At 46.6% G+C, this 17102-nt stretch carries 16 protein-coding genes; 9 read left to right on the top strand and 7 right to left on the bottom strand.

Annotated elements, in window-relative coordinates; genetic code table 11:
• The first annotated feature begins 13 nt into the window (after nucleotides 1-13).
• From GO003_RS22590 to GO003_RS22580, 3 genes are all read left to right on the top strand, one after another.
• The gene (locus GO003_RS22590; RefSeq protein WP_159652344.1) at nucleotides 14-967 is read left to right on the top strand and encodes a hypothetical protein; all 954 of its coding nucleotides are present in this window, start codon (nucleotides 14-16) and stop codon (nucleotides 965-967) included.
• Between the two features lie 207 nt (nucleotides 968-1174).
• Nucleotides 1175-1324 carry a type II toxin-antitoxin system HicA family toxin gene (locus GO003_RS22585; RefSeq protein ID WP_159652343.1) on the top strand — a complete coding sequence of 50 codons (150 nt, stop codon included), beginning with the start codon at nucleotides 1175-1177 and terminating at the stop codon, nucleotides 1322-1324.
• A 41-nt stretch (nucleotides 1325-1365) separates the two neighbouring features.
• A complete protein-coding gene (locus tag GO003_RS22580) occupies nucleotides 1366-1605 on the top strand; it encodes a hypothetical protein (protein ID WP_159652342.1) in 240 nt (79 codons plus the stop codon).
• 89 nt (nucleotides 1606-1694) lie between these two features.
• On the opposite strand, the gene GO003_RS22575 is transcribed toward GO003_RS22580, so the two are convergent.
• The gene (locus GO003_RS22575; protein WP_159652341.1) at nucleotides 1695-1943 is read right to left on the bottom strand and encodes a hypothetical protein; all 249 of its coding nucleotides are present in this window, start codon (nucleotides 1941-1943) and stop codon (nucleotides 1695-1697) included.
• 452 nt (nucleotides 1944-2395) lie between these two features.
• On the opposite strand from GO003_RS22575, the gene cysM reads away from it, so the two are divergent.
• The 6 genes from cysM to truA all read left to right on the top strand — a co-directional run bounded on the left by cysM (nucleotide 2396) and on the right by truA (nucleotide 8870).
• Entirely contained in the window at nucleotides 2396-3286 is an 891-nt protein-coding gene (gene cysM, locus GO003_RS22570) for a cysteine synthase CysM (RefSeq protein WP_159652340.1), read from the top strand.
• 127 nt (nucleotides 3287-3413) lie between these two features.
• Nucleotides 3414-5450 (top strand): YdbH domain-containing protein, encoded by a 2037-nt coding sequence (locus tag GO003_RS22565; protein ID WP_231089156.1) that lies wholly within the window; start codon nucleotides 3414-3416, stop codon nucleotides 5448-5450.
• A 12-nt stretch (nucleotides 5451-5462) separates the two neighbouring features.
• Entirely contained in the window at nucleotides 5463-6044 is a 582-nt protein-coding gene (locus GO003_RS22560; protein WP_159653423.1) for a YdbL family protein, read from the top strand.
• A 2-nt stretch (nucleotides 6045-6046) separates the two neighbouring features.
• On the top strand, nucleotides 6047-7384 hold the full coding sequence (rlmD, locus tag GO003_RS22555) for a 23S rRNA (uracil(1939)-C(5))-methyltransferase RlmD (protein WP_159653421.1): 1338 nt from the start codon (nucleotides 6047-6049) through the stop codon (nucleotides 7382-7384).
• A gap of 95 nt (nucleotides 7385-7479) precedes the next feature.
• A complete protein-coding gene (locus GO003_RS22550) occupies nucleotides 7480-7956 on the top strand; it encodes a L,D-transpeptidase (protein ID WP_159653419.1) in 477 nt (158 codons plus the stop codon).
• Nucleotides 7957-8015: 59 nt separating this feature from the next.
• Nucleotides 8016-8870, top strand: coding sequence for a tRNA pseudouridine(38-40) synthase TruA (truA, locus tag GO003_RS22545; protein WP_159653417.1), 855 nt, complete (start codon nucleotides 8016-8018; stop codon nucleotides 8868-8870).
• 334 nt (nucleotides 8871-9204) lie between these two features.
• Here the strand turns inward: truA and GO003_RS22540 are convergent, their stop codons facing one another.
• From GO003_RS22540 to GO003_RS22515, 6 genes are all read right to left on the bottom strand, one after another.
• Nucleotides 9205-9975: a helix-turn-helix domain-containing protein gene (locus tag GO003_RS22540; protein ID WP_159653415.1), complete on the bottom strand. Its 771-nt coding sequence runs from the start codon at nucleotides 9973-9975 to the stop codon at nucleotides 9205-9207.
• Nucleotides 9976-10148: 173 nt separating this feature from the next.
• Complete coding sequence (locus tag GO003_RS22535; RefSeq protein ID WP_159653413.1) at nucleotides 10149-10412, bottom strand: RNA recognition motif domain-containing protein; 264 nt, start codon at nucleotides 10410-10412, stop codon at nucleotides 10149-10151.
• 715 nt (nucleotides 10413-11127) lie between these two features.
• A complete protein-coding gene (locus tag GO003_RS22530) occupies nucleotides 11128-11445 on the bottom strand; it encodes a hypothetical protein (RefSeq protein WP_159653411.1) in 318 nt (105 codons plus the stop codon).
• 149 nt (nucleotides 11446-11594) lie between these two features.
• Nucleotides 11595-13049 (bottom strand): TrkH family potassium uptake protein, encoded by a 1455-nt coding sequence (locus tag GO003_RS22525; protein ID WP_159653409.1) that lies wholly within the window; start codon nucleotides 13047-13049, stop codon nucleotides 11595-11597.
• Between the two features lie 12 nt (nucleotides 13050-13061).
• Nucleotides 13062-14423: a Trk system potassium transporter TrkA gene (trkA, locus tag GO003_RS22520; protein WP_159653407.1), complete on the bottom strand. Its 1362-nt coding sequence runs from the start codon at nucleotides 14421-14423 to the stop codon at nucleotides 13062-13064.
• 383 nt (nucleotides 14424-14806) lie between these two features.
• A complete protein-coding gene (locus tag GO003_RS22515; protein ID WP_159653405.1) occupies nucleotides 14807-16900 on the bottom strand; it encodes an amidase in 2094 nt (697 codons plus the stop codon).
• Nucleotides 16901-17102 lie beyond the last annotated feature (202 nt).

Genomic DNA, 17102 nt, shown 5'->3' with positions numbered 1-17102 from the left:
AAAAGGAATCCATTTGAGTAACGAACTTGGAAAAGAGTTAGCGGATTCAGTGAAGCGATTTCTGGAGGTGGGCGGCCCATTAGGCGCAGTAATTGTGCTTTCTTACTGCTTTAAAATCGGATATTTTCCGCAAGGGATGACGGTAGGCGATACACTGAGTTTCGTTATTGTCGCTCTTATGTATGGGTTCCTTTTTGCGCTGATAAGCCTATCCTTGTTCTCTGTCGGAAAGCTAATTTTACATTTAATCGGAGCGTTGCTTGGTTTTGTTCTTAAAGACCGGGCTGCCTCTGTGTGGCACCATATTACTGTGATTTGCGGATTTATTCCGCTGCTACCTACATTAATATTTGCCCTGATCGGCGTCTTATACATAGCGATGTATTGGAAAGATAAAGGCCCAAGTGCTATTTGGCTTGCAGTGCCGGTCCTTATCTTGCTCTTCCTGGTCGGTGGGTACGTAATCATGGACCGCAAGCTGGCTTCAGAAGGCGAACGGTTAAAGAACTTTGTTGAGATAGTAGGAGGAGAGAAAAGAATTGAGTCGGAAGCGAGATTGAAACGCTTAAAGGTGCTGCGAGCCTTATTTGTATGGATCATAATCTTATGGCCGATAATCCTTGGCTTAATTTCAGAGCCGTTTATAAATGGTGCGATTCGGTTGAGTCACCTCAGGATTGATGAAGCCGAAGTGTACGTAAAGCAGCCATATTGCGAAATTGCTACTGTGTACTTTGCAAAAGCAAAGCAAAGTGAAAGCGAGAAATTCTGTAAGTTCACCGGTATGGCTGTTTTGTTTCACGGTATCGGCACAAACACGTTATTGGCGACAATGAGTGATCAAGACAACTATCTTGCGGTTCCGTCAAAAGAAGTTGTGGTTAAATCTGTTGCTAACAAGCCGCCGAACCCGAAGCCGGAAAGCGAACAGCCGCTTCGCAGAAGCGCAAATGGCGGCGCGGTTTAGCGGGTCGTTATATTGCATAGGCATGTTGCTACGGGATAGAAAGCTCTTGTGGATTGGGCTGATTCTTTCAGTTAGATTGAGCGAGCAACGCGAACCACGATCTTAGCCGGTTGTTGGACAAGCCCTGTGGTGGCAGTTTGGTAGGCCGGGCAACAGCTTTTTGTTGCCCGACATTTCAGTCTCAAAGTAAATAATTGGAATATAAAAATGCCGCCCAAGATTAAAGAACTTATTCGTGCTTTAGAATTGGCTGGTTTTGTTAATAGAGGTGGCAAAGGAAGTCATAGAAACTATGAACATCCAAACGGTAGTCGCATCACTATTTCTGGGCAACTCTCAGATGATGCTAAACCCTAACAAATTCGCGAGACAAAGAAACTGATTGTGAAGTTAAAATAATGAAAGAAAGTGGCCGTTATATCAAAATTGTTGTGTGGTCTGATGAAGATGGCTGTTTTGTTGGTTCTTGTCCTGGAATAATTGATACTTGCTGTCATGGAGATGATGAGATTCAAGTTTATACCGAGCTTTGTCAGATCGTGAATGAATGGGTTGAAACTATCAAAAATGATGGAAAGTCTTTGCCATCTCCTACGGTGAGCAGGAATTTAGCAAGTAAATTATTGAATGTAGCCTAACCCAATGCTCCTGTGGAACTTCGTTACCATTTAAATAATTGGGTCATAGTAAAACCTGATTCTGAGCCTTGGCAGTCTTATTCTCAAATTCATAGACGAAAATCTCTATCCGCATTTGTTTTTCTGTTTTCGTCAAAAGTTTGCGTATCAACATCAATATCTTCAGTTTTATATTTATTTAAAAATGCTGTTAAAGCCATTCCTGTATTATCTTTTGGTTCTGAAAATTCATAAATAATCGCCACTTTAGCTTTGCCTGCTGGAATGTCATCAGGCAACGATAAATTGAGTTGGTGATTTTTTGGAATTTCAGTTTCTATTTCATAGTAGGCTTGCATGGTTATTCCCTGGATAATTGGGTTTAAAGTCCCTAGGTAAGCACAGTGTGACTTACACGATAAATGTGGCCTTGTTCAATAAATTCAAATAAGGACGACTCAGTTTCATTTTTTTTAATCGCTATGCGTATTTTGATTAATTTAAACACTGATTCTGGACGAACTTGAACACCTAAAACCTAACTCATCGCTCGACGTGAATTATTACTCCAAGTGTTCATCTTGAGTCAAGGAATTCATTCGTTTCACAGATGCAGGAACAATTGAAGGGAAAAACAACGATGTCAATTTTCCAAAAGCACAAAGAAGAATAATTAGTGTCAGAGTAAATTAACCTTTCTCTGTCCTCGGTTATTCCGTATTAAAAGCACAAAAAATTAATCCACCTTTGGGGGCAGGCTAAAGATGTTTTGTGTGATAATGCCTTAACTCCATTGTTATTGGCTGACATCATGAATTATCCAACCATTGAAGCATTTGTGGGCAATACGCCTTTAGTCAAATTACAGCGCTTACCCGGAAATACCAGCAATACCATTCTGGTTAAACTGGAAGGTAATAATCCTGCGGGTTCGGTTAAAGATCGGCCTGCGTTGAGCATGATCAAGCATGCTGAAGAGCGGGGCGAAATCAAACCCGGCGATCGTTTGATTGAAGCAACCAGCGGCAATACCGGTATTGCCTTGGCTATGGCGGCGGCGATTAAGGGTTATAAAATGACCTTGATCATGCCCGATAATATGAGTGCTGAACGGCGCGCATCGATGAAAGCCTATGGCGCTGAAATTATTTTGACTCCGGCCGCCGGCAGCATGGAATCTGCGATTGACTTGGCCAGGCAAATGGAAGCTGAAGGCAAGGGTCGTATTCTTGATCAATTCGCCAATCCCGACAATCCTCGTGCCCATTATGAAGGCACCGGTCCTGAAATTTGGCGCGACACACACGGCGAGGTTACCCATTTTGTCAGTTCGATGGGAACCACCGGCACCATTATGGGGACCTCCACCTATTTGAAAGAGCAGAACCCGGCGATTCAAATTATCGGCGTTCAACCGGAAGGTGAATCCAAAATTCCGGGAATCAGGCGCTGGCCTGAAGCTTATCTGCCCAAAATTTACGAGAAATCACGGGTTGACCGGATCATTGACATTGATCAGCAAACGGCAGAGCAAACCATGCGAGCCCTTGCTACCGAAGAGGGTATATTTGCCGGGGTTTCATCAGGCGGCGGCGTTGCGGTTGCCTTGCGCTTATCGGCTGAATTGGAAAATGCCGTCATTGTTGCCATCGTCTGCGATAGAGGCGACCGCTATTTGTCGACGGGTGTTTTTCCCGGTTAATCTTCATTACTCTTCAAGTGACTGTCGTTAATCATCGAACCCAATGGCTTGGGGGCATCCATGCGGCTCTTTGTTGTTAACAGGTCTGCCGGCATCACGGCTAATTGAAGCTCTGCCAATCAGACAGATGGTTCTCCTTACTCTGATAGTGCTTTTGTTTTTATCGCCTTCCATGACTTACGCGCTTGATAATGTCACCCTCAAACTGGATAGCATTGAACAACAGGGCTGGTCGTTTGAAGGTGTCACGTTGTCATTGTCCGATTTGTCAGAAGCGACTCAACAGCTCAGGTCAACTATTCAATATCTCCGTCTGCCCGAGCCTTTCGATCACATTAAGCTCTTTGATTTACAGTGTTCCGATTTTAGTTGGGGCAATGATGAAATCCATTGCCGAAAAGGTCAGCTATCCATTCAATCATCATCGTTGCCATTAAACGCAGTAGCGGTGTCCTTTCATATTGACCAAGATTCAAGTCAGATCGCGTTGGATGATATGCCGGTCGCGGGCGGCAGGTTGTCCGTTTCTGCAGTAATCAAGCAGGATAACTGGTCGCTTGTAGCTAAAGGTACGGGACTTGATATTAAAACCATCGCCAAATTACAACCCGACGTGGGTTCAGCCATTCAAAGCGGTACCCTGTCTTTTTCGATGACTTCAAGCGGGCAAGGCGGTGAAGTAAAGACGTTAAGCCTCAATACAGCCCTAGAACGATTATCCGCGCAAAGCCAGGATGGTCGTTTTGCTCTGGAAAACCTGAGTTTGAACATGAGCCTCAAAGCAGAACCCGGAGATGAAGCCTGGCGGTGGCTGAGTCAATTGAACTTAACCGGCGGTGCGCTCTACTCCGATCCGCTTTATCTGGATTTTACGGAGCAACCGGCTACTGTTGCGGCGGCCGGTTTTTGGCAACAGGCCAAGCAGCAAATTTTGCTGGATTATCTGCTGATTCAACAGCCGGGTGTGGCTGAATTAAGAGCCGATGCGCGGATCAGTTATCGTAATGCTTGGTCGATTGAATACGCGCAGCTTTTTCTGTCAACTCAAAACCTGGAAAGCCTGTCCGCTATTTATTTAAGCCCCTATTTTGCCGGGACTGCGCTAGAGGGGCTTTCAATAAAGGGGCATATGGATGCGGATGTGGTCCTAAAAGATCAGTCCATAGAATCTGTCCGGGTTAAAAGTGACTCGCTGGGACTCGATGATACGAAACAGCGGCTTAGTATCAAAAAGGGGCAGGGCACTTTTCATTGGACCACCCGAGAAGAGGCGCATCTGCCTTCATGGTTTTCCTGGGAACAGCTTACTATTTACCGGCTACCGATGGGGCCTGCCAAGCTCATTTTTGAAGCCCGCACCAACGCTATAGAATTGTTGACGAAAACCCGTTTTCCTTTGCTGGATGGGTATTTGCGGGTCGACAAGTTCAAATGGCTTACCAAAGAGAATGATGAACCTGATTTTTACTTTGAAGGTGCGGTGCGCAATGTATCGCTGGCGCAATTGTCGGAAGCGTTGGATTGGGCCCCGTTATCCGGCACATTGAGCGGAAACATCCCCGGTGTCGATTATATAAACGGAAAATTGACCGTCGACGGAGAATTGCTGATCCGCGTATTCGATGGAGAGGTGCGTCTTAAAGATCTGGCTGCCTCGGGATTTTTGACCGATTTTCCGCAAGTTTATGCACAATTGGAGTTTGATCGGCTGGATTTGGGGCAACTGACTCAAACGTTTAAAACCGGAATGATAGAGGGTCGTTTATCCGGTTTTGTGCGCGATTTATATCTTGAAAACTGGAAACCAGTCAGTTTTTATGCCTGGCTGGGCACTCCGGAAAATGATGATTCCCGGCATAGAATCAGTCAGAAAGCGGTCGAAAACCTGACCACTTTCGGCGGTGGTGCTACCGACATTGTTTCAAAAACTTTTCTACAACTTTTTGAAACGTTCAGCTATGAGAAGCTGGGTATCGGTTGCTACCTGTCTGACGGCGTCTGCCAGGTGATGGCGCTGGAAGCGACTGAACAAGGTTATTACATTGTTAAAGGCGGCGGTCTGCCGCGAATCGATGTGATGGGATATAATCCCCGGATTGACTGGAACGTCTTGTTGGAAAGGCTGCAGCGGATTTCCGCTACTGACGATGTAGTAATTGAGTAACTGGAGACATCAATGAAACAATTATCTTTTTTAAGCATAGTGCTGTTAACCGCCTGTGTGACCATAAATATCTATTTTCCGGCCGCTGCTGCTGAAAAAGCCGCTGATGAAATTATCAAGGACATCCAAACGACGCTACCGCAAGAAGAGCCTAAGAGTGAGTTGAATGATTGGCAGCACTCTTTTTATAAATCGGTGGATGCCGTTTTAAGTGCTTTCATATCATCGGCCCACGCGCAAGAGGCCAATTTATCGATTGATTCTCCGGAAATCCGCAGATTGACGGCACAGATGCAAAGCCGATTTCCTGGGTTGAAAAGTTATTATGATGCCGGTTTTATAGGTATCGCTTCATCCGGTTTGCTGACGGTAAGAGATGCCGCCAGTATTCCTTTAAAAGACCGGAATCAGGTAAATCGTCTGGTCGCTGCTGAAAACGCCGATAGAGAAAATTTGTATAAGGCTATTGCCAATGCCAATGGTCATCCTGAATGGGCTGCACAAATCAAGTCCACGTTTGCCGCGCGGTGGGTGAGTAACGCGAATTCCGGTTGGTGGTATCAAACGGCCAATGGCAGCTGGAAGCAGAAATAAATATGGCACGTAGACGACCAGCAAGAAAAGTGATGCCGGCAACGCCGGTTAAAACAACGATTGAGTCTATGACTCATGACGGACGCGGCGTTGCGCATGTCGACGGTAAAGCGGTTTTTATCGATGAAGGCCTGCCGGGCGAAGAGCTTGAGTTTGTCTATACCGATATCCGTAAGGATTATGCCGAAGGCAGGCTGGTGAATCTGCTGAGCAGATCGGCGTTTCGAGTTGATGCCGAATGCCCGCACTACTCGATGTGCGGCGGGTGTAGTTTTCAGCATGTGGACTCCGCCAAGCAGATACAAATCAAGCAGGAATTGCTGGAAGAGCAGTTTAAACGGATAGGCAAGCTCGAAATTCCTCAGGTTTGGGAGGCCTTGGATGGTCCGCACTGGGGGTACCGCCGTAAAGCGCGAATGGGCGTCAAGTATGTTGCTAAAAAAGGCCGGGTATTGGTGGGGTTTAGAGAAAAACGCCAGCCTTATTTAGCCGAAATTGAAAGCTGCAAAGTCATGCATCCTCGCGTCGGTATGAATCTGATGGTTTTATCGGAAATGATCGGAGGCTTGACGATCAAGGACAAAATTCCGCAGATTGAAGTGGCCATCGGCGATGACGACTGTGTGCTTTCCATTCGCGTGATGGAGCCGCCGACCTTGGAAGATAAGGAACGCATGCGCCAATTCGCCCATCAGCTGGGCATGAGTATTTGTTTGCAGCCTAAAGGCCCCGATACCATCGTGCCGATAGACGGCGAGCCCGAAGTGATGCCGACTTATGCGTTGCCCGAGCATGATATTGTTTTTAAATTCAGGCCGGCGATGTTTACGCAGGTTAATTATGAAATTAACCGGCTTATGGTGAGCCGGGTAATTGAAGCCTTGCATTTAACCCAGGATGATCACGTGCTGGATTTGTTTTGCGGTTTGGGCAATTTTACGCTGCCCATGGCGCGCAGAGCCGTACATGTTACCGGTATCGAAGGTGACTTGCCTTTGATCAAACATGCCAGAGAAAATGCCCTGTTTAACGGCATTACCAACGCTGAATTTCATGCGGCTGATTTAACCAAAGACATCAGTGAATTCCCTTGGGCCAATCGCCGATACAATAAGATTCTGCTGGATCCGTCCCGAGCCGGTGCGTCCGATGTGTTGCAGCATTTCAAACAATGGCAGCCGGAAACCATTGTTTATGTGTCCTGCAATCCTTCCACGCTAGCGCGCGATGCCGGAATTCTGGTCAATGAGCTGGGTTATAAGCTGATCAAAGCAGGGGTCATGAACATGTTTCCTCAAACCGCCCATGTCGAGTCCATTGCCTTGTTTGAAAAGGGTTAAATAGACAGTAAAAGGCCAGTGCGGTAGTTTTATCCGACATTGGCCCGGAAAATGACAGTATCCCTCTCATGGTAATAACGGCAATCTGATTCATCATGCGTCTTGAGATATCCATCAGCAATCAACAGCTTTACGTGATCGACAACGGCAAAATCCAGTCATCCTACCCGGTTTCAACCGCCAAAAACGGGCCGGGTGAGTTGATGGGCAGTGAATGTACGCCCATCGGAAAACACAAAGTCCGCGCAAAAATCGGTTCCGGTTTACCCTTGAATGCGGTTTTTAAAGCACGCAGGCCTACCGGGGAAATTTATTCACCGGAATTGGCCCGGCAGTTTCCGGAACGTGACTGGATATTAACCCGCATTCTTTGGCTGGGAGGTCTCGAGCCTGGAAAAAACCGATACGGCCAGGTGGATACGGCGTGGCGTTACATTTATATACACGGTTCGCCCGACGAGTTAATGGACGGAATTGCGCGCTCACACGGCTGTATTCGGATGCTGAATGCTGATATTGCAGAATTGTTTGATCTTATACCGCAGGGTATAGAGGTTACTATTTGCGCTTAGCTAGGGCGAATGATGCTGTAATCAATCCACTTATTTGAAATAAAAAAGACGAGGAAGTAATGGTCCGGATGGTTTTGGGCATTGAATATGACGGCAGCGATTTTTTTGGTTGGCAATGGCAGAAAAATGGCCGTTCTGTTCAGTTGGAATTGGAAAAAGCCCTTTCGGCTGTCGCGAATGAACCCATTACTGTGCAATGTGCGGGACGCACCGATTCAGGTGTTCATGCCCTGGAGCAGGTGGTTCATTTCGATACGCATGCCGAACGCGAGATGCGCGCATGGGTGATGGGTGTCAATTGCAATTTGCCTCCCGATGTTCGGGTTTTATGGGCCAAAGTCGCGGTTGACGGATTCAACGCCCGCTACAGTGCAATTGCGCGATTTTATCGTTATGTCATCCTCAATCGTCCGATGAAATCCGCTTTATTGCGCAGCCAGGTGACCTGGTGTTATTCGCCCCTGGATGCTGAAAAAATGCATGAAGCAGCCCAGCATTTGATAGGTAGCCATGATTTTTCAACGTTTAGGGCGCAAGCTTGCCAATCCAAAAGTCCTTGTCGCATCATGCATTTTATTGATGTTTACCGCGAACAGGATCGGGTCATTATCGATATTTCAGCGAATGCCTTTTTACATCATATGGTCAGAAATATTGCCGGTGTGCTGATGACTATCGGCATGGGTAAACAGCCTGTCGAATGGACACGGGAACTGTTGGACATAAAAAAAAGAGAATGTGGCGGCGTCACTGCGCCTCCTTTCGGGCTCTATCTGGGCGGTGTTTATTATCCGGAAGTCTACGGAATTGCAAAACATCCGATATTTTCCAAGTTGCCGGATAATTGCTCGCGTTTTGAGCATGGGAAACCGGCCATTGCTGAATCGGGAAGGGAAGAAGTCCGTGCAGGATAATATGGTTGCACTGTATTGGTGCTGTTTTCGGGTGAATTGCGTCAGAAATGATTCAATATATGGCAGATTTGTGTTCAATTATCCACAGTATGTATGCGATTTACTACTGAAGTGGTCGGGGGATGCCTGTTATGAACGCTAATATCAAGGGCTTTTACTAATTGGCACGGTAACTGCTTTATTGTAATTAAACGTTAAGAAATTGGCGTTGGTTACCTCCTCAGTTGTGATTGTTAGTTAAGGCGTTTGGCGCTTTATCCTTAACCAGGATAAAGCGCTTTTTTTTGTCTGTTGAAATCGCACCACAGATTTCAAACTCAAGTTCATGCCGTGCTTAGCCAACAGGTTCTTCCAAAACGGCTAGACGAATACGGCTGGAAATCGGGCGGCGCATCTGGATGACCGGGCCCAGAATTTCCAGTGACTTAAGTTCGTCACCGGTAAAACTCGGATAATCGGGGTGTAGCGAGATGAGTTCATAATCAATGCCGGAACCGGATTGCGACAAGACACGGTATTTGCTTAGATTGAGCCGCCCGGCACCCGGTTTAAATACGATGACGGGATCGCTGGGTTGAATGGGTGCATCAGGGTCGATGACCAATTGGTCGCCGGGGCGAAATTCAGGCTGAAACGCTTCATCACTCAATCCTAATTTCAAGGCAAACAAGCGAGGTCCCGATTCCGCAAAGGGCAGGGAATAGTCCATGGCCACCCATTTTCCGCTGGGCGAAGGCACTGACTGGTTATTAAGGTAAGTATGAACCAAGTCGCAGTCCCGCGTGGAAAATAGTGGAACCCGTCGAGTGCTGGCCATCAATAGCGGGCGTTCAGTCTTGACGTGAGGGGGGTGTTCGCTACCGAACAGCAAGGTATCGAAATCGGCGCCCAGCTCTTTGGCAATCAGCGGTAAAAAAGTGCTTTTTCTAATTTTTCCTGATTCCAGGCTTTGAATGGTTTGCTGTGCTGCACCAACACGCAAGGCCAATTCATCCTGGCTTAAACCGAGGCGTTCCCGATAGTAACGGACACGCAGGCCTACTGAATCCAAATTTTCTACAGATGAGTCTTGTATGATGGAGTCTATCGGGGATTGGGAAGGCATCCGGGATGATCTTTTCATGTTCTTAAACAGGTCAATAACTACAATTTACAATTCTAATGGTAGTTTGAACTCAAGTACGATAAGCGGCCTTCGACGCGTGAGCTGTGTTGCCTCTGCAACTGCAGCAGAACTAGTTGTCCTTTCACGCGTCTGTTTTGATAGTCCGGTCTGGGTTAACGCCGGCCTCGTCCTGTCTTGGGGCCTTTATCCAGGGCGACATAAATCGTCTTGCCCTCAATGTCGCGGCCATCCAGACCTGCAATGGCCGCGCGAGCTTCGTGCCCTTCCATTTCAACGGTTGCGAAACCACGAGCCTGGCCCGAGAACAGATCCCTACTGACTTCCAGGTCGAATACCTTGCCGTATTCACTAAACAATATACTTAGGCTGGATTCGGTAGTGGCGGGTGGTAAACCGCGAACAAAAAGCTTTACCATGGGCTTGAACTCCTAACTGAAAAAATAACGTTACACAGGAATGATACGCAGACCCGCTTGCGAATATAAAAAACGCAGGGTCAGGTTGGTAATGACGCTATTAAAATATGAAAACCATGTATTTCAAATCATTCTGCCCGGAATTGTACGGGAGAAAATACTATTTTAATAGTAAAAAATAGTTAAAAGAGAATATTGATTGGCGGTAGCGGGTGGATTGGTATTTATTGTGTTATGGAGGTGAAAGGCGAGCAGTATTTCTAAAATTATTTTTATAACTGAAGTTGCTCAGTTTTTATAGGGTTGTCCAGGTTTGTTAGAGAATTTAGTTTGCATTAATAGTTGACGTCGTTCCGGCAATCCCTGCCGGGATGACGCCTCTCCCAAACCTTCAAAGCCTCACGCGAACAGTGCTTTATTGAATGGGTTTGGCACCGGTTACGTAGATCCTATCGATAATTCCAGCAGTCAAGCATAATGGCAGTCCGTTTTTCAAATTATTGGGAAACTTCGGTTTTATAACTATTTAACGTAGGTTGCATGTTTTTTTGCGAGCCAACAATTAACGCTTTGGCCTTGAAATGTTGGGTTGGCTATTGCCAACCGCGACCTTCACGGGCATAACTTTTGTCTTGTTACTTTGCTGAATAGTAACGATTTTTTTGGTGTAAGAATTCGAATTTTGAAATAGCGGGGACTGGTCTTAAGGAATGATCTAGAAAAAGAAAGGCGGCATGGGTCTTGCGCTATTGACTTTCATTTGCGCGTGTTTAAGTGATTCTTTAAAGGCGGCCAGCGATTTTTTGACTGAGTCACAATAATACCGGCTCATTTCGTCACTTTCGGCTTTTTTCAGATGACTTAATGATGTCTCAACCTGCTGTTTGCACCGCTGCAAAATAGTGATATTTTGCTCATAAACGAGGCGGGCGGTCAGATTGTCCTGGCGTGATTTTTGGCTAAATGTATCGAATTCTCGGCAAATGGCAGCGAAGTTTTGGCTTAGAGTGTCTACTTCATTGTTATCGGCCATGTTGGCTTTCCCCCGCATTCATCTGTGTTGAAGCTTGACCGCGAGCATACACCAACGCTCGGAGATTCCCAATTTAAAATATTATGAAAACCTTTTTACTGTAAAAGTGCACGATTATAAGAGAGTGCGTATGCTCGTCAGGCAGCAAACTAATACCGCCAGTACCGTGGTGACAGCAAAACTAGAATCGTAAAAATTTCCAAACGGCCAAGTAACATGGCAAAACAACCCAGCCATTTGACGCCGTCACTCACCGTTTTAAAGCTGGTAGAAACGTCGCCCAGACCGGGCCCCACGTTATTGATGCAGGCGGCAACCGCGGAAAATGCAGTGACTTGGTCTAGTCCAAATTCCATCATCAATAACATGATGATGACAAAGGACACCACATAAAGCCCAAAAAAACCCCAGACCGCACTAATAACCCGGTCCTGTTGAACTTCTTTGCCGACTTTGACCGGAATATGGGCGTTGGGATGAATCAGGTTGAGTATTTCCCTTTGCCCTTGTTTGTAAAGCAGCATCACTCGGATAACTTTAAGTCCGCCGGCTGTTGAACCTGCACAGCCACCGACAAAACCGATAAACACCAGTAAAATAGGGCTGACACCGGGCCATTCGAAAAAATTGGTGGAAATAAATCCGGACGTGGTCATGAATGAAACAATCTGAAACATGCCGTGGAGCATCGCTTCAGATAATGAAAAACCTGAGGTTGAGTCATAATAAAGATGTGCGCCAACCACCAAACCGCTGATTATCATCAATCCTAAATAGCAGCGAGTTTCACTATCCAGTCTGTAAACTTTTAATGAGCCTCTTTGTAAAGCAGCAAAATGTATTGCGAAATTCATACCCGAGATAGCCATAAAAAAAATGGCTATCATATCGAGTGCAGGGCTGTTGAAATAACCAAAACTGGCATCGTGAGTAGAGTAGCCGCCATTAGCGGTGGTTGCAAAAGAGTGACCCACCGCATCGAACCAGTCCATGCCTGCCAAACGATAACTGATAGCACAGGCAATTGTGATGCCCAAATAAATAGACCATAAAGCTTTGGCTGTCCCGGCAATTCGGGGCGTTAATTTGGAGTCTTTAATGGGGCCGGGCACTTCTGCCTTAAATAACTGCATACCCCCGATGCCCAATACCGGCAGCACGGCCAACGCCAATACGACAACACCCATGCCGCCAAGCCATTGCAATTGTTGCCGGTACATCAAAATAGACTTGGGCATATTATCCAGGCCCTCCAAAACGGTTGCTCCCGTAGTGGTAAAGCCGGAGACGGCTTCGAATACAGCATCAGTAAATGTCATATTGGGGGTTTCTGCCATATACAAAGGCACAGCACCCATAGTGCCTAAAATGGCCCAAAACAAGGCAACAATCAAAAAGCCGTCACGATGATAAAGCTGGCGTTTTTCATGACGGAGTGGAAACCACAACAGAACGCCTGATGCAAGGATGATAAAAAAGCTTTTCCAGAAAGTCAGTGTGGCACCGTCCTGGTAAACATAGGAGATGAGCAAAGGGAAAAACAACGTGGTGCTGAACATCATCAGCAACAGACCGATACTTCTCAGAACGACTTTAGTCTGCATAGTGATGAGCCATTAAATGCGATGAAAGTAACTTTCGATGTTCTTGACCAGTTTCTTATCGAGCGCAAACATCACTATATGATCATTTTCTTCAAAGACCGTATTGTGATGGATGGGGATGACTTCCTTGTTTCTAATCAGGGCGCCCAGCACAACGCCGGTGGGCAGTTTAATCTCGTCAACTCTCTGGCCGACTACAGACAAGCCTTTGCTATCTTTATGCGCAATCGCTTCAATGGCTTCCGCACTGCCGCCGCATAATGAACTGACGCGGGCGACATCGCCTTTTCGGACATGTTTAAGAATACTGCCCAGAGTTTCCTGATTTGGCAGTACGACCACGTCAATTTCACTGCCGGCAAGGAGTTTGACATAAGAGCTGTGGTTGAGCAGGCAGATGGTTTTCTTGACGCCCAGTTTTTTTGCCAATGCGGCTGCGATGATATTGGCGCCGTCATTATTGGTAATTGCGCAGAATAGATCGGTTTTGCCGATTAATTCATCGACCAGCAATGTTTCATCTGCGCAGTCACCCTGTAACACGGTCGTGTTTTCAAGTTCATTGGCAATTTTTCTGACTCGGACCGGGTTGAACTCAATCACCTTGACTTGATGATTGTTTTCCAGTGCCATGGCAAGCCGTTTACCAACATGGCCGCCGCCCGCGATCATAATGCTTTTGATAGGGGCTTCAAGCGTGTGAAGTTCACTTAGAACCTTGCGAATTTTGTGTCGTGGTGATACGAAAAAAACCTCATCCCCCTCCAAGACCATGGCCTCGCCATTGACATTGATGGCTTGCCCCTGACGAAAAATAGCGACAACGCGAATTTTGCCGTTGGCCAGTTTTTCTTTGAGTGCGCTGATTTTTTTTCCGGTCACAAAGCCTTCTTTGACGGCCTTGATCGAAAACAATCTTACAAGACCATCGGCGAACGCAGAAATATGGAGAACCCCTGGGAATTTAATCAAATTGTGTATGGCTTCCATGACAATTTGTTCAGGGCTGATAACGATATCAATATCGAGTCCGTTAGGATCGAATAACTCGGGATGTTTCAGAAAGTCGATTGCACGCACTCGGGCGATCGTTTTGGGTTTGCTGTACAGCGTTTTGATGATCTGACAGGCCAGCATGTTGGTCTCATCGCGGTCAGTCACTGCGATGACAATATCCATATTTCTGACGCCGGCCTGTTCCAGTACACTGGGATGCGCAGCATTTCCGATGACAGTGGCAATATCCAAACGTTCTTTTAATGCAGACAGTAATTCAGGTTTTCTATCTATAACAACAATATCGTTAGCTTCATTAGCTAAAGCACCGGCAACAGAAGAGCCGGTAACACCGGCTCCAAGAATAAGGATTTTCATTAAATCAAATTACCTGACCACGGTTAATGGGGCATCGAAAGCGCGCTATGATACATGAATCGCAACTACGCTACAATTTTCGCGCTTTAACAACATTGGGTCCTGAATTTGTCTAATGATAAAGCCACGGCCTGAAATGATTTTCGGGGCATTGTGTTGGCTTGTGAGGGTGATTTGATTTCTAATCGTGATTGCAAGGTTGTGTAGATGGGATCGTATCCATTCGCTTAAGGGAATGGGCATGAATGAACATGCCCACCCCATAAGATTTACTTTTGATTAAGTCGATAAGCAAGTTTCTGAAACCATCCCTGTTGCAGAAGCCTTTTCAATCAATCACCTACGCCCTCTATTCCAAGCGGGCGAGTAGTTACGTTTTTTCATTACAAATCCCTCTCTATTGCGCGAAGCTCTTCATTACTTGGAATGCGAGTCTTAGGTAGCTTCTTTGGCTTGCCGGGTTTGACTTTTGGTTTATCAAGCGGTCCAAAGTCGGGCGGTGGCGTGCGGTGATGCGTTGCCTGTTCATAGGCAGCAGCTATCTTGAACAGCATGGCCTCGTTAAACGGCAACCCGAGGAAATCTATTCCTACCGGAAGTTGTGCCGGAATCGGTCCCACGAGATTTCGATCAGCATCCCGTCCATACACCTCAGTGGTAAATCCTGCCGGAACCGTTATAGCAGGAAAGCCCCTGGCGTTGATGAACGTCCAAATGGAAGAGGGTCTGTCGTTTACGCTGGGTTCCTCGGGAGCTGTCAAGATTGGAGGAGGTACACTGCCGGTTGGGTAAACAACTGCATCCAGTTGCATTTCCGCAAAGCATTGGAAGATAACCGTTTGTAGAGCAAACCGATTTTGCAGAGCGCTTGCATTAGCCAATGTTAAGGCGTTATTCGCATTCAATAGACTCGCTTTTCGGTTCGGGATTACTGGATCATTCCAGTAATTTGCCTTTTCTATCAGCTCCGTAAGGTTTTGGATGTTGGCATCGCCTCTTTCTTTCAAGTAAAGGTTGAAATTATACTTTGCATCGCCGGAGTCGCCTCCCGCAGGCCCCAGATTCCTGATGCTGGGTTGTCCGGTGGCGGTATGCGGGACCAGCAGAGGATCGAAGTACATGTCCACCAAAAGCGGAATGTGATCGGTTCCTGCAGGAAAGACGCCGGGGAACTGAGTGATAAACAGCAGGTTGCGCCATGTCGGAACGACTTTGTCGACACATCCTTGGAACAGCGATCCGCCCGGACCCGGGTCAATAATAGTCGCACCCAGGCCGCGTAAATCATCAATGGCTCTGTCTACGATATCAATGCTTTCGATATCTGCCGGTGAGAAAAGGTCTTTGTCCATGTATTCTCGAATGACACCAATCCGCACTTTTTTGTCCAGCGGTTTACCGTCGGCAAAAGTGGAATAAGGTTTTAACGGCTTGCGACCTTGACTGAATGCAGTCAATTCATCTTTCGGGTCAAAGCCGGCATAGGCATCTAGAATGCGAGCGGTATCCTTAACAGTGCGGCATATCGGTCCGACTCGGGTAGTGATTCCCTTCTGGATCATGCCATCGGCACTGACCAGTTCTCTTGTTGGCGCGATCCCGACCGAGTTGTTGTTCTTGGCCGGTTCCCGGACCGAGGTACCGGTTTCTTCGCCTATAGCGCAGGTAACAAGGTTGGCTGCTACCGCCATGCCGGACCCTCCACTGGAAGCTCCCGGATCACGCTCAGTATCGTAAGGGTTACACATTGTCCCGCCAAACGAGCTCCGCGTTCCCGTAATACCACCGGCAGCGTACTCTCCCATATTAGCCTTGGCTAGAATGATCGCTCCAGCTTCCCGAAGTTGCTTCACAAAGGTCGCATCATCAGGTGGTCGATCATTGGCATAAAAGGCATCCGCGCCCGCCGTAGTCCGCATATCGAAGGTGTCATACTGATCTTTAATCGCCATTACTACGCCGTGTAGAGGCCCTGCCAATTTGCCCGTCTTCGCAAAGTGGGCATCCAGTTCCGCCGCAACTTCAAGAGCATCGGGCATATCAGGGTTATTATCCAAAAGATCCGTCATGCTTCGTGCCTTGCGGCTATCGAAACCGAGTGCAGTTCTGGAATCAGGTCGAAGATTTAAGGTGATCAACGCATTAATCTTGCCCGCGTGAGGGATTGTTGAAATAGGCCCGAGTATTCCTTCAGGTTGATTGACGCATACACCGTTATAGGCCTTGATGCGATCAAGGTATAGATGAACCAGTTCTGTGGTTGTAAGTTGCCTTCTTTTAATGGCTTCATGGATATCATCGATAGTCGCTTCTTCTATTTGAAATTTCGACTTTCGAATTTCACTTTTGCCGCCAGCATTTGCAAAGGCATCATGAGCGGGAATGATTGACGATGCCAGAATATAACCGGCTAAAAGAACAAATTTGTTACGGACCTTAAATAATGACTGCCATCTATTCTCGGAAGATTTATACATAGTGCGACCTCACATAACTTTTTAGCTAAAGTTCAGAGAAAACTCACCATCAAGCGATCGTTTTTTGGAAAACCGGTCTCGATGGTTCAGGGTTGATTGAGCAATATTCGTGCTGAACTCACTCCAGTGCTGCTTTGTTCTCAGGGTAATTAATGTAAGTCATTGCTAATAAAAAGATTTATTTAGTTAACTCACATTGTGA

The organism is Methylicorpusculum oleiharenae (genome assembly GCF_009828925.2).
In the GTDB taxonomy this organism is placed as follows: Bacteria; Pseudomonadota; Gammaproteobacteria; order Methylococcales; family Methylomonadaceae; genus Methylicorpusculum; species Methylicorpusculum oleiharenae.
This window is presented reverse-complemented; position numbering and strand designations above follow the sequence as displayed.